The following is a 13,888-nucleotide window of genomic DNA, read 5'->3' as shown; positions in this document are numbered from 1 at the left end:
TATTTCGATAAATTGCATTCATGACTTAAGAACTGTATAATAACACTGTGATTAGAGATAATAGTACAGTTTAGAAAGTAGGTGCAACACCTTGGCAACAAAACACGAACAGATTTTAAATCATATTGAAACTTTGAAGATTGGAAATAAAATTTCGGTTAGACAAATCGCTAAAGATCTAAATGTGAGTGAAGGTACCGCCTATCGGGCCATTAAAGAAGCAGAAAACCGGGGGTTAGTCAGCACAATTGAACGTGTTGGTACCATAAGAATTGAACAAAAGAAAAAAGAAAACTTTGAACATTTAACTTACGCAGAAATTATCGGCATTGTTGATGGTCAAGTGTTAGGTGGGCGCGAAGGTTTACATAAAACGTTGCATAAGTTTGTGATCGGTGCAATGACGACAGATGCGATGTTGCGTTATTTAGAGAAAGATTCATTATTAATTATCGGTAACCGCGCCGAAGCTCATCGACTAGCGCTCGAAGAAGGGGCTGCGGTTCTTATTACGGGTGGTTTTGACACGGATGAGTCGATTAAACGATTAGCTGATGAGTTAGATTTACCGATTATTTCTACAAGCTATGATACCTTTACGGTAGCGGCGATGATTAACCGAGCCATTTATGATCAGTTAATCAAAAAAGAAATTGTCTTAGTCGGTGATATTTATACGCCTTATGAAAAAACGCACTATTTACGTCGTACCGATCCGCTTCAAAAGTGGTATCACTTAAAAGATCAAACGACACATTCGCGTTACCCTGTTGTTGATGATCAGATGCGTGTTGTTGGTATTGTGACCTCAAAAGATATTATTGGAAAAGCGAGCGATATGCCAGTTGAGAAAGTCATGACGAAAAACCCGATTACCGTATTAAAAGAAACGTCGCTGGCTTATGCCGCGCATATGATGGTATGGGAAGGGATTGAGATTGTTCCGGTAGAAGATGGGAATCATCGACTGATCGGGTTGATCTCACGCCAGGACGTGTTAAAAGCACTCCAACACGTGAATCGCCAGCCACAGGTCGGTGAGACGATTGATGACATTATTACGAGCGAACTTTCGGTTGAAAAAGACGGGTCAGAACTCATCTTTTCATCTAAAGTCACGCCGCAAATGACAAATGCATTAGGGACGTTATCGAATGGTGTCTTTGTGTCATTTATTACGGAAGTCTCTAGTCGATTGTTGATCAATATGAAAAAAGGCGATCTCGTCGCTGAGAACATCTCCATTTACTTTATCAAACCAGTTCAAATTGATAATGTGGTGACTGTTCACCCGAAAATTTTAGAAATGGGACGTAAGTCCGTAAAAATTGATATCGAATTGTATCATGAGAAAGATATCGTAGGTAAAGCTATTTTAATAGGTCAATTGATTGACCGGTATTAGGAGGAAAGAAGCATGATTGATCGCATTATTGAAGCAATTGAAGCGGCCCAGACGATTATTCTTCATCGTCACGAACGTCCAGACCCGGATGCATTAGGGTCACAAGTTGGTTTGAAAAAGTTGATTGAAGCAACTTACACAGATAAAACGGTAAAAGTGACGGGATATACCGAACCGTCACTTGCTTTTTTAAGTGAAATGGATGTTGTGACAGATGATGACTATAAAGAGGCACTTGTCATTGTATGTGATACGGCCAATACGCCTAGAATTGATGATGACCGCTATACTTTAGGTCAGACACTGATTAAAATTGACCATCATCCAGAAGTTGATGCATATGGTGACATCTCATGGGTCGATCCATCGATGAGTTCCACATCAGAAATGATCTATTTACTTGCGACAACAGGAAAGAAACAATTAATGCTTACAGATGAAGCAGCAAGACTCATGTATGCGGGTATTATTGGTGACACGGGTCGGTTCTTATATCCAAGTACGACCGAACAAACACTCCATGTCGCAGCTGAACTTGTACGCTTTAATTTTAACCGAACAGACCTATATAATCAGCTCTATGAGACGAAGCCAGCGGTCGCTAAGTTAAAAGGTTACTTATTAGATCACTTGGACTTATCTAAAGAAGGTGTTACTTCAGCGAAGTTAACGGAAGCTATTTTATCAAGATATGATGTCACTTCTGAAGAAACAAGTGCGTTAGTCGGGACATATGGTGATGTGTTAGGCATCCAGGCGTGGGTGATTTTTGTAGAAGAACCAAATCAAATCCGCGTGCGTCTCCGCTCAAAGGGTCCAAAAATTAATACACTAGCTGCCCGCTATAACGGTGGCGGTCATCCGCTGGCTTCAGGTGCGAAAGTGAAGTCGTGGGAAGAAGCAGACCAACTCGTCAATGATTTAAAAGACATCTGTCGAATTTATAAAGAAGGTAAAGAAGAGTAGTTAAGTGACTGCTCTTTTTCTTATTCGAAAGAGTTTTGTATCAATGCACCTCAGCGCAGTAAAATGAACGTGAAAGGCATTTCGGGGTATATTGCTTCTCGTCGAATCAAGACTGTTATGAAAAAATTGTCCTAGCAGACTAAGAAATACTTGCTTAAAACGAAAAAAGGAGTCGTTATAATGACATTCGATATCAAAAAGTTAGAATGGATCCGTGAACCAAAAGCTTATGCCATTACCGAAGATAAAGTAGAAATTACAACCGATTCACATACAGACTTATGGCAAAGAACGTATTATCATTTTAGAAATGATAATGCGCCGGTTCTGCAGATGGAAACAGAGGAAAAATTTTTTTCATTTATAGTGAAGACTGACTTTGATAGTAAACATCGCTTTGATCAATGTGGCGTTGTTGTGTATCTTGATAGTGATAATTGGATCAAAGGGTCTATTGAGTATGAGAATGAGCATTTTCAACATTTAGGAAGTGTTGTCACAAACAATGGTTACTCTGATTGGGCAACGACAGAAATTCCAGCGAACATTAAATCAATGTGGTATCGCTTGAGTCGTAGAGAAGATGATTTTTGCATCGAGTGTTCGATTGATGGTGAAACTTATCAACAGATGAGAATCTGCCATATGTTTAATGCTCAGGATATTATAAAATTCGGCATTTATGCCTGTAGCCCAGAGGATTCTACCTTTAAATCAACATTTACAAATATGGAAATGATCGAGTGTCAGTGGCAGGCACATGCAGGGCAACAACCTGATTAAGTATTCATCAAGAAGTATGACGATCATTCGTTATTTTAGGGGAACGTATTCGAAATTAGAATGGAGTAAAGGCCTCTTTTTGAGAACGTAAAGTTTTACAACGCTTGAGAAATGTCGGTATGACGAAAGTATGTGGCTTATTTTGTTTGTTTTCTGGTTGAATTTACAAAAAAAGTATGTATAATGGAAAGGTAAGGTTATGTGATTATTTGAACGAATGAGTATATTAGAAACGAGGAGGGTTATTATTAGACGTTTTGTTGTAAGCGGTGTCTTGTTGGTTGTTGTGATTGGTTTTGGGATGAGTTTTTGGCTAAGCAATCAAACACCGGATCTGCCGTATAGTAAAAATGGTCAGGTTTATACAGCGGCGGATATAAAAAATCGGTTGAATCGGGAAGTGAATACGAGTGAATCACTTGGCATTACTTTGGAACCGAGTGTGATTACTGATATTCCTGATAATGAAAACAATAGTCAAGCGAAGCGTGATCAGTATGATTATTTGATGTATGAAGTGACAGTGAGAAATACAACGTCAGAACCACTAGAGTTAGGCTACCGTGTCTATTTGGATGAAGCATTGGACGATTATGCAGAGGTACCCCTCTCATTTGGAACGGGAGAGGACTTTTTTATACTTGAACCTGATCAAAGTGCCACTGTTAACCGTGCCGTTTTGATCAAAAACACGGAGACATTATCAAGAAGAGAATTAGAACAATTAAATCAATTGAAAGATATGGTTTACCTACAAATAGCCTATGCATCTAATGAAACAGAATTTGTTCCACTTGAAGTAACAGAACCTCATGAACAAACGCAAACGAATGAGGATAGGTTAAGTTATCAAACGTATCAAATGGTGACTGAACGAGTACAAGATGAACTTAACATTGATGGTTATGTCTTTAAAGGTACATCAGCGGACATTCCTACGGCTACTAGAGTTAATCAACATCTTAGTTTTGGTAAACGGGAATGGCTTACAAGAAGCGGTGACTTTGATGCGCCGATAGAGCCGACACAAGAAAGGTATTTTTATGAAAATGAAGACAGCTCGCGTCTGTTAATCATCACGATAGCTTATACCGATTCATATATAGGGAATGATCTGATTGCTTATAACATCAGCTCAGGGTATGACATCAATGAAGACCTCATTCATTCAGAATCAATCATATTAAGCTACAAAAATTTGGTGATTGACGTGGCCCAAAATTCAGCAACCCCATTAGAAGAAATGGCCGACACAGACCAGGCGGCTTTAGCGGTTACGAAGTATTTAGAGCAGTATTAATTTTCGAAAGGTATTGATAATTTATACGTGAGACGTGGATATATATGAGTAAAGATACTTATAAAGAAGAGGCTTGGTTAATGGCAAATTCACCTATAGCATTCGTATTTTAAATTCTTGATTAACAATATGGATTCTTATAAGGAGATTAAAAATAGAATGGAAAGATTAACTAGTAAATTATTTAATGAAAATCAAATGAGTAGTGCAATCATTTTTTATGGAGTTGTTGTGCTTTACACCCTGATTATTGATGTAAAAATAGATGTAAAAAAGATACTTATAATTCTCTTTTTTACAGTTCTTTTTTGGATATTAAATTCTACAAAAATAACAAAAAAATAAAAATGTTTTTAGGTAAATTATGTTATATCGTAATTTATATGATAATTAGAAAACTGGGGAGGTTTTTTCATGAAGAAATTTTATCTTTTAATAGTTATTTTTGTCGTGACGATTGGCTTTTTAATCTACTCAAACCATCAACAACAACTGCACGTCTACCAAACGGATGTTCAAGCGCATGACATTCAAATGAATAACTTAACGCTTGTCAATGCGGATAACACGCTTTATCTACCAGGTACATATTCTATTGAACGCTTATTTGATGAACCAATCGATAAGGTTTTTATAACGCTGTCGTATAAGGATGAGAGCATCTATGACTGGTTAGTAACATTAGACGTATTAGACGTTGCTGATGATTTTGGTGATACGTTCATTGATCATGTCACGCTTGATCAAGATGACGTGATTAACGTTACGATTATTTATGATAAAGACGGAGAAGAAGTCGCATTTGACCGTGATATTGCCCTTAAAGACATCTTAAAAGAAGAGTAAGTGAAGGTGAGAAAAAGCGAGGATGAATAAAAGAATAGGCGTGCTGAGAAGACGGTTGAGAGAAGATCTTAATCGTTTTTTCGTTTTGTTTAAAAAAAGATAAATTTAATACACTGTGAGGGATGGGTTTTTTAAATGCTGCTTTTCTCACTTGCTTTTTATCTCAGACGAGCGGATGAAAAGGAAAATATGATACACTAGAAAGATAAGCAAAGAAAAGAGAAAGCATCAAACGTTGCTTGAAAATAGCTTTTGCGCTAAAATGAAAAGTAGAACATATGTTTTGTGGAGGTGAAGAAAAAGTGACCCATTTACGCGTCAGAAGTGGCTATAGTTTTATGAAGAGTACCATCAAATTAAATGACTATCTAGCCTTCGCAAAAGAGCATCAATTAGATACGCTCGTATTAACTGACGATAATGTGCTCTACGGTGCCTATCAGTTTTATCAATTGTGTCAGACACATCAGATAAAACCTGTCATTGGCCTATCACTTTCCATACAGATAGATGAACGTGATGAGGAGGTGATGGTCTATAGTAAAAACTATCATGGCTATCAAGCGTTACTTTCATTAAGTTCAGCGGTTGAAACAGGCGAAGAGCCCGTCACACGTCACACGTTACAAGCCTATCAAGGCGATATTAAAGTGATTGTCCCTCTTTCTGTCATTAGACGTATCTATGGTAAATCTCAGTTAGAAGCGGATGAAATAAATAAGTTTTTAAGTGACTGGCCTGTTGATACGCATGTGGGCTTAGCGCTTAGTGATATTGACAATGAAATATTAATAGGGTATGACCGGACTGTCTGGCTGTCAGATGTCACGTATTTACGTCCAGCTGACAAAGAAGCTTATCGCTGTTTACGACAGATGGATAAAAAGAAACAGAATGAAGGGGAAGATGAAGGCCATCACTTTTTAACAGAAGATGAACAGACCTCGCGTATCCCGAAAGCCTTGCTAGAACGAACGAGACGTTTTGTGGCTGATTGTGATGTCGTCATGCCACCAAAGGAACGGTTGTTACCTAAATTTCCACTCCCTGAAAATACATCGCCACATCGCTATTTAACTAAGTTATGTGAAGAAGCGCTTAAGAACAAGTACGGTGACAATACTGAGGCAACAAAGCGGATGCAGTATGAGCTCGCTGTCATAAACAAGATGGGCTACAGTGACTACTTCTTAATCGTCTCTGATTTTATTCGTTATGCCCGAAAAGAACAAATTATGGTAGGTCCAGGACGGGGATCAGCGGCGGGATCGATTGTCAGTTATTTACTTGATATTACGCAAGTGGACCCGCTTCACTATGAGTTATTATTTGAACGGTTTCTTAACCCGGAGCGGGTGACGATGCCAGATATTGATATCGACTTTTCTGATTATGGACGCGATAAAGTCATTGATTACGTCAAACAAAAATACGGTCGTGAACACGTTGCTCAGATTGGCACGTTTGGCACCTTTAAAGTTCGCTCAACGATACGTGAACTGGCGAAAGTATTCGGCTTAGCGGATGAGACGTTACATTATATTTTAAAATTGTTACCTCATGATCCGTCACTTACCATCACCCGGGCAGTGAAAGAGTCACCAGACTTACTGGACTACATTAAGCAATCAGATGAATTAAAATCATTCTTTAAAATCGCCCGAGTGATTGAAGACTTGCCGAGAAACTTATCGACCCACGCCGCTGGTGTGGTTATTTATCATGACCGGTTGACAAAGCATACACCACTAACCCGTGATAATGACGCGCATTTACTTACGCAGTACAACATGACTGATTTAGAGTCAATTGGCTTATTGAAGATTGACTTTCTCGGGTTAAAGAATTTAACGATTATTGAACATATCGTGAAAGATATTAGAAAAAAAGCTGTACCTGACTTTACGATGGATCAGCTAGCGTTAGATGATCAACCGACGTATCGGTTACTACAAAAAGGCCGCACCCTCGGGATCTTTCAATTAGAATCAAAAGGGATGCAAGACACACTTACGAAGTTAAAACCGACGCGGTTTGAAGATATTGTCGCTGTTAATGCCTTGTATCGTCCAGGTCCGATGGCGTTTATTGACACGTATATTAAGCGAAAAGAACAGAAAGAAACAGTGAGCTATTTACACCCTGATTTAGAACCGATTCTTCGGGATACGCATGGTGTCCTTATTTATCAAGAACAAATTATGCGTGTCGCCAATCAATTTGCCGGCTTAAGCTTTGGTGAAGCCGATCTCTTACGCCGGGCGGTCAGCAAAAAGAATCGCTCAGCGATTGAAAAAGCCAAAGCGACGTTTACAGCCGGCTGTCTAAAGAAGGGCTATGATGCCGCTATTATTGACGAAGTTTTTTCATGGATTCTAAACTTCGCTAACTACGGTTTTAACCGCAGTCATGCGGTGAGTTATAGCTTGATTTCTTATCAGCTGGCCTATTTAAAAGCGCACTTCCCGAAAAACTTTTATACCGCTTTACTGAATGATGCTTACGGCTCGAACGATAAAATGGTGCAGTACAGCCATGAAGTAAAGCGCGCCGGGATCAACATGTTGGCACCTAATATTAATCAAAGCTTGCATCTATTTACCTCTGAAAAAGCCGGCATTCGGATGGGGTTAAAAGCGATTAAAGGCTTAAGTTACCCGGTGATTGATGCGATTGTCAAAGAGCGACGCCAAGCACCGTTTCAGAGTCTGTATGACTTTTGTTTACGCGTACCACTCGACTTAGTTAAACGTAAGGACATTGAAACCCTTGTCCTTGCCGGTGCATTTGATATTTTTGAGATTGAACGTGCGGCCTTATTACAATCCATTGATGCGGCGATTGAAAATGGCACCCTATTTGGGGATATCCGTGGAGATATTGACTGGTTAGATGGGTTCTATCAAATGGAAGAGCGCTATCCAGACGCTGAACCGATGCCGTTAATGGAAAAATTAAGCTTTGAAAAAGCACTCGTCGGCATGTATGTCTCCACACACCCACTCGCCCATTACCGCCAACAAATCAGGCAACGCGGGAGCGTAAGTCTAACTTTTTTAACAGAAGTGGCCTTGGTAAAACACGGCTATCAGACAGTGGCATTTGTGGAAGAGGTGCGCGTGATTCGAACGAAACGCGGGGAATCAATGGCTTTTATTCAACTGACGGATGAAGACGCGACATTTGAGATGGTGATTTTCCCCGAACAGTTCCGTACGTATAAACAGGTGTTAGTCGAAGGAGATTTTGTTTGGATTCGTGCGAAAATAGAAGAACGTCAAGGAAAAAAACAAGGCATTGTTGAAGAAGTAAAGCCGTTTGACTTTGATGATGTGAGGACACAACAAACAACAGATATGGCCTACTTCGTACAAGTCGTCGATATGAACGAGCAACAGGTGCTAAAGACATTAAAACCACTCGTGACAAAATATCCAGGTGATACACCCGTTATGTTGTATCAAAAAGAGACACGTCAATTGTTTAAATTAAAGCCAGAGTATTACTTAGAGAATGACTATGCGGTAAAAAAACAGTTACAACGATTGTTTGGAGATGACAATGTCAAACAAAAGTCAGTCAGTAGTTAGTGAATATCCTTTGAGTTCGTGGTCTAATGTGCCATGATCTCAAAGGTTTTTTGTCGTATATCGTAAGAAAGTTTGATATTTTCGGAATTCATTGGGTTGTTATTTACACTAGGTACTAATTTAGTGTAAGATAGTTTCTAGAGTGGTCAGACCAGTAGATATGTACAATTAAATAAAAAGGGTGGACATGACAGATGACGTTAAAAGAAGAAGCTTTACAGATGCATGAAGATAACCAAGGTAAATTAACGGTTCAGTCAAAGGTGATAATCAAAGATAAACATGATTTAAGTTTAGCTTATTCACCGGGTGTTGCCGAGCCGTGTCTGGAGATCGAGCGTGACGAGAATGCAGCCTATAAGTATACAATGAAATCAAATATGGTTGGCGTTGTCACGAATGGGACAGCGGTCCTTGGCCTAGGTGCGATTGGCGCACAAGCGTCGTTACCGGTCATGGAAGGGAAAGCCGTCCTATTTAAGAATTTTGCCGATGTCGATGCTTTTCCGATCTGTTTAGATACGACAGATCCGGATGAAGTTATTCGCACCGTAGAGTTGCTGGCCCCAACATTCGGTGGCATTAATTTAGAAGATATTAAAGCGCCCGAATGCTTTTATATTGAACAAACACTAAAAGAACGATTAAATGTCCCTGTTTTCCACGACGATCAACACGGGACCGCTATTGTGACATTAGCTGGCTTAGTGAATGCGTTACGTCTGGTTGATAAGTCTTTTGACGAGATTAAAGTGGTCATTAACGGTGCTGGTGCTGCGGGTATTGCGATTGTGAAGTTACTCCATTACTTTGGAGTCAAAGATATGATTCTCTGTGATTCAAAAGGTGCTATCTACGAAGGGCGAGAAGTTGGGATGAACGCTGAAAAAGAAGCGATATTAGCTTATACAAATAAGTCGAATGAAACGGGTGACTTGCGCTCGGTCATGAAGGATGCCGATGTATTTATTGGCGTCTCACTTAAAGATTTAGTCGATGAAGCGATGGTGGAATCGATGAAGCGTGACCCGATTATCTTTGCGATGGCGAACCCAGACCCAGAAATCACACCAGAACGGGCGAAACAGGCTGGTGCCCGTGTTATTGGAACAGGGCGCAGTGATTATCCAAATCAGGTAAATAACGTCCTTGCTTTTCCTGGTATTTTTAAAGGCGCCCTCAGTGTGAGGGCAACAGACATCAATGAAGAAATGAAAGTGGCGGCTGTTCATGCGATTGCTGAGATTATTTCAGAATCTGACTTACATGAAGATTACGTGATTCCTGACCCATTTAATAAACAAGTGGCTGAAGCGGTTGCTCAAGCTGTGAGTGAAGCCGCTATAAAAAGTGGAGTCAGTCAAGGTGAGCATCTTGACCAAGACTAATGTCAATACGAAAGCGTATCAAAATGTCCTTGAAAAAATCAAAGATTATATTCAGATTGATCAATTAAAACCAGGCGACAAGCTGTCGTCTGAACGTGAAATGGCCGAAGAGTTAAATTTAAGTCGGTCAACGATTCGTGAAGGCCTAAGAGCGATTGAATTACTCGGACTGATTGAAACGAGACGAGGGGAGGGGACGTTTTTACGTCCTTACCAATCGTATCAAACCTTATCATTACTTGCCGGCTTTATTTTTCAAGACCGAGAAACAAAAGACAATGTGGATGATACCCTTGTCATGATTGAAGATGTTATTATTGAACTTGGCCGCACACGAGGAGAAGACTATATTCAAAGTAAGTGGTCGGGCCACGGTTACGGTTATTGGAAAAAACGCGGCTATAAAGCAACGTTTGAAGTAATTCTATCTGTGATTGATAATCAATTGTTAGAAAAAATTTGGTATTTACTTTACGCCTTTTATTTATCCATTGAGGATAAACAACATATACGAACAGTGAAAGATTTATTCCAGTCGTTTCATGTTCAAACGACGATTGAAACATAAGGGGGGAACGATTGATGCAGTTTAAAAGTATTTTTTATAAAAAGAAAAAGTATGCGTCAATTCCAACAGAAAAAGCCAAACAAGAAATACCGGAAGGCCTGGTAGAAAAGTGCGGATCATGCGGAAAGATCTACTATGAAAAAGAATGGTCACAACAGTTAAAGGTGTGTCCCAACTGTGGTACTCACCACCGTCTAACAGCTTATGAGCGGATTCATGCTTTACTCGATGAAGAGAGCTTTACCGAATGGGATCCATCGATGGAAACGACCAATCCATTAAACTTCCCAGAGTATGAAGAAAAATTAAGAAAAGATCAAGCAAAGACCGGCTTAAAAGATGCGGTTGTGACAGGTAAAGGGACCATTAATGGTTATGAAACAGCGATCGTTGTCATGGACCCGTTCTTTAGAATGGCGAGTATGGGTGCGGTTGTTGGTGAGAAGATTGCGCGTGCGTTAGAAAATGCGCGGGTAGCACAGTTACCGATGATTATCTTTACCGCCTCAGGTGGGGCAAGAATGCAAGAAGGTATGATCAGTTTAATGCAGATGGCAAAAACGTCGATGGCGGTCGACCGGTTTCATCGTAGTGGCGGCTGTCTGATCAATGTGTTTACGCACCCAACGACCGGCGGTGTCACCGCAAGTTTTGCCTCAATTGGTGATTATCATTTTGCCGAACCAAAAGCCTTGATTGGTTTTGCGGGAAGACGCATCATTGAACAGACGATTCGCGAGAAATTACCGGATGATTTTCAAACAGCCGAATTCCAGCTAGAACATGGACAAGTGGACAAAGTCGTCCATCGTCATGAATTAAAAGCACTGTTAACGACCGTCCTTGATTTACATCAACCGAAAGGACGTGCATAGTCATGAAGCAAGTACTAGCTTTTGAGAAACCAATCATTGAATTGAAAGAGAAAATTAATGAATTAAAAAAAATGGCAGAAGACAATCATTTGACATTGGATGATGAAATCAACACGATGGAGCAACGTCTCAAGCGACTTGAACACGATATATATGAACATCTATCCATCTGGGACCGAATTCAGATTGCGAGACATCCAGAGAGACCGACCTCGCTTGATTATATTCAACGATTATTTACTGATTTTATTGAGTTACATGGCGATAGACTATACCGCGATGATCCAGCCATTATCACGGGTATCGCTAAATACAAGGATATGCCGGTGACAGTTGTTGCCCAGCAACGCGGTAAAAATACAAAAGAAAATCTTTATCGTAACTTTGCCAGTCCGCATCCAGAAGGGTATAGAAAAGCGATTCGTCAGATGAAATTAGCAGAGAAGTTTCATCGACCGATTGTTTGCTTTATTGATACGAAGGGGGCACACCCTGGAAAGGGTGCCGAAGAGCGTGGGCAAGGGGAAGCCATCGCGCGTAATTTAATGGAGATGGCGCATTTAACTGTGCCCATTATCGCTATTGTCATCGGTGAAGGAGGAAGTGGTGGCGCTTTAGGAATTGGTCTTGCTGATCATGTGCATATGTTAGAAAACGCCACTTATTCCGTGATCTCTCCAGAAGGTGCCGCAAGTATTCTTTGGAAAGATGCGACTAAGGCAGAAGAAGCCGCCAAGTCTTTAAAAATCACAGCCAAAGATTTAAAAGCTCTCGGAATTATTGATGAGATTATACCAGAAGTAAAAGGTGGAGCGCATCGTGATTTTGAGATGCAAGTCGCCTATCTTGATACGTATATAGAAAAATCATTCAATTATTTAGTGAAATGTGACCGGTCAACCTTACCTGAATTAAGGTGGGAGAAATATAAAAAAATCGGGGAAATAACCGAATAATTCACAAGACTATCAGGCAAAACGCATGAAAAAAATTAAAAACTTCGTAAAAATATTAAATAATCTTGAAAAACACCCCTAAATCTCTTGATTTAGGGGTGAGATTTTGACCGCTTTCATGTATAATCATAGATGGAATTACATTCATGCATCATATATGTTATAATGAGTGAGTTTTAAAAGAGAAAGAAGCTAATTGAGGTGAAAGTATGAAAAGAATTGGAGTTTTAACTAGTGGGGGCGATGCTCCAGGTATGAACGCGGCCATTCGCGCTGTTGTTCGTAAAGCGATTTACCATGACATGGAGGTTTTTGGTATCTACAATGGGTACCAAGGTCTAATGGAAGGTAAAATCGAACAGTTAGACGTAGGTTCAGTCGGTGATATCATTCAACGTGGTGGTACGATGCTTTACTCTGCACGCTCTGAAGAATTTAAAACAGATGAAGGGCAGAATAAAGGGATTGAACAATTAAAGAAATTTGGTATTGAAGGTCTTATCGTTATCGGTGGAGACGGATCATTCCAGGGTGCAGCGAAACTTACAGCCAAAGGTTTCCCGTGTATCGGTATTCCTGGTACCATTGATAATGATATCGCAGGAACGGATTATACCATCGGTTTTGATACGGCGCTTAATACGATTATTGAAGCGGTCGATAAGATCAGAGATACCGCAACATCACATGAGCGTACGTATGTGATCGAAGTTATGGGTCGTGACGCAGGGGATTTAGCGTTATGGGCAGGTCTAGCCAACGGTGCCGAATCAGTGCTTATCCCTGAGAAAGATGAACCATTTGAAAATGTGGTTGATCGCTTAAAACGCGGCTCAGAGCGTGGTAAGAAACACAGTATCATTATCCTTGCTGAAGGTGTTGGTAGTGGTTTTGATTATGGTAAGAAGATTGAAGCAGCGACAAGCTTTGAAACACGTGTGACTGTGTTAGGGCACATCCAACGTGGTGGACGCCCAACAGGTGCTGACCGTGTGCTTGCCAGTCGTTTAGCTGGTAAAGCGGTTGATTTACTACTAGAAGGTCAAGGTGGCCGTATGGTAGGTATTCAAAACAACCAACTTGTTCATCATGATATTATCGAAGCATTAAAACAAACACATAACTTGGACATGTCACTTTACCAATTAATGAGCGAAATATCTATCTAATTTTTTAATAGATAAATGTGTTGTTACAATTTCAAGGAGGAA

General features: G+C 40.0%; 12 protein-coding genes. All 12 read left to right on the top strand.

All coding sequences use genetic code 11. From position 1 onward, the window contains the following. Positions 1 to 91 precede the first annotated feature (91 nt). The gene (locus BM390_RS12110) at positions 92 to 1,405 is read left to right on the top strand and encodes a DRTGG domain-containing protein (RefSeq protein WP_062320994.1); all 1,314 of its coding nucleotides are present in this window, start codon (positions 92 to 94) and stop codon (positions 1,403 to 1,405) included. Positions 1,406 to 1,417: 12 nt separating this feature from the next. Then, the gene (locus BM390_RS12105) at positions 1,418 to 2,371 is read left to right on the top strand and encodes a DHH family phosphoesterase (protein WP_089855102.1); all 954 of its coding nucleotides are present in this window, start codon (positions 1,418 to 1,420) and stop codon (positions 2,369 to 2,371) included. 180 nt (positions 2,372 to 2,551) lie between these two features. Next, positions 2,552 to 3,154 carry a DUF1349 domain-containing protein gene (locus tag BM390_RS12100; RefSeq protein WP_062320992.1) on the top strand — a complete coding sequence of 201 codons (603 nt, stop codon included), beginning with the start codon at positions 2,552 to 2,554 and terminating at the stop codon, positions 3,152 to 3,154. A 217-nt stretch (positions 3,155 to 3,371) separates the two neighbouring features. Continuing rightward, positions 3,372 to 4,454 (top strand): hypothetical protein, encoded by a 1,083-nt coding sequence (locus tag BM390_RS12095; RefSeq protein WP_143103180.1) that lies wholly within the window; start codon positions 3,372 to 3,374, stop codon positions 4,452 to 4,454. Between the two features lie 159 nt (positions 4,455 to 4,613). Continuing rightward, entirely contained in the window at positions 4,614 to 4,799 is a 186-nt protein-coding gene (locus BM390_RS12090; RefSeq protein WP_062320988.1) for a hypothetical protein, read from the top strand. Between the two features lie 69 nt (positions 4,800 to 4,868). Beyond that, entirely contained in the window at positions 4,869 to 5,300 is a 432-nt protein-coding gene (locus BM390_RS12085; RefSeq protein ID WP_062320986.1) for a hypothetical protein, read from the top strand. A gap of 302 nt (positions 5,301 to 5,602) precedes the next feature. Further along, positions 5,603 to 8,890 (top strand): DNA polymerase III subunit alpha, encoded by a 3,288-nt coding sequence (locus tag BM390_RS12080; protein WP_177220723.1) that lies wholly within the window; start codon positions 5,603 to 5,605, stop codon positions 8,888 to 8,890. Positions 8,891 to 9,084: 194 nt separating this feature from the next. After that, the gene (locus BM390_RS12075; protein ID WP_089855095.1) at positions 9,085 to 10,278 is read left to right on the top strand and encodes an NAD(P)-dependent malic enzyme; all 1,194 of its coding nucleotides are present in this window, start codon (positions 9,085 to 9,087) and stop codon (positions 10,276 to 10,278) included. Further along, the gene (locus BM390_RS12070; RefSeq protein ID WP_089855118.1) at positions 10,265 to 10,846 is read left to right on the top strand and encodes a FadR/GntR family transcriptional regulator; all 582 of its coding nucleotides are present in this window, start codon (positions 10,265 to 10,267) and stop codon (positions 10,844 to 10,846) included. Before BM390_RS12075 ends, BM390_RS12070 begins: the two co-directional genes overlap by 14 nt. A 14-nt stretch (positions 10,847 to 10,860) precedes the next feature. Next, entirely contained in the window at positions 10,861 to 11,721 is an 861-nt protein-coding gene (accD, locus tag BM390_RS12065) for an acetyl-CoA carboxylase, carboxyltransferase subunit beta (protein ID WP_089855092.1), read from the top strand. A gap of 2 nt (positions 11,722 to 11,723) precedes the next feature. Next, positions 11,724 to 12,677: an acetyl-CoA carboxylase carboxyltransferase subunit alpha gene (locus BM390_RS12060; RefSeq protein WP_089855089.1), complete on the top strand. Its 954-nt coding sequence runs from the start codon at positions 11,724 to 11,726 to the stop codon at positions 12,675 to 12,677. A gap of 209 nt (positions 12,678 to 12,886) precedes the next feature. Then, on the top strand, positions 12,887 to 13,846 hold the full coding sequence (gene pfkA / locus BM390_RS12055) for a 6-phosphofructokinase (protein WP_062320972.1): 960 nt from the start codon (positions 12,887 to 12,889) through the stop codon (positions 13,844 to 13,846). Positions 13,847 to 13,888 lie beyond the last annotated feature (42 nt).

Source organism: Halolactibacillus miurensis (genome assembly GCF_900116255.1).
Taxonomy (GTDB): Bacteria; Bacillota; Bacilli; order Bacillales; family Amphibacillaceae; genus Halolactibacillus; species Halolactibacillus miurensis.
Note: the sequence above shows the minus strand (reverse complement) of the source record. Positions and strands in the feature narration are given on the sequence as shown.

Excerpts from the sequence above, each read along its gene's own strand:
- BM390_RS12060 (WP_089855089.1), top strand. The coding sequence starts at position 11,724 with ATGAAGCAAGTACTAGCTTTTGAGAAACCAATCATTGAATTGAAAGAG.
- BM390_RS12085 (WP_062320986.1), top strand. The coding sequence starts at position 4,869 with ATGAAGAAATTTTATCTTTTAATAGTTATTTTTGTCGTGACGATTGGC.
- accD (WP_089855092.1), top strand. The coding sequence starts at position 10,861 with ATGCAGTTTAAAAGTATTTTTTATAAAAAGAAAAAGTATGCGTCAATT.
- BM390_RS12075 (WP_089855095.1), top strand. The coding sequence starts at position 9,085 with ATGACGTTAAAAGAAGAAGCTTTACAGATGCATGAAGATAACCAAGGT.
- BM390_RS12090 (WP_062320988.1), top strand. The coding sequence starts at position 4,614 with ATGGAAAGATTAACTAGTAAATTATTTAATGAAAATCAAATGAGTAGT.
- BM390_RS12105 (WP_089855102.1), top strand. The coding sequence starts at position 1,418 with ATGATTGATCGCATTATTGAAGCAATTGAAGCGGCCCAGACGATTATT.
- BM390_RS12095 (WP_143103180.1), top strand. The coding sequence starts at position 3,372 with ATGAGTATATTAGAAACGAGGAGGGTTATTATTAGACGTTTTGTTGTA.
- BM390_RS12100 (WP_062320992.1), top strand. The coding sequence starts at position 2,552 with ATGACATTCGATATCAAAAAGTTAGAATGGATCCGTGAACCAAAAGCT.
- pfkA (WP_062320972.1), top strand. The coding sequence starts at position 12,887 with ATGAAAAGAATTGGAGTTTTAACTAGTGGGGGCGATGCTCCAGGTATG.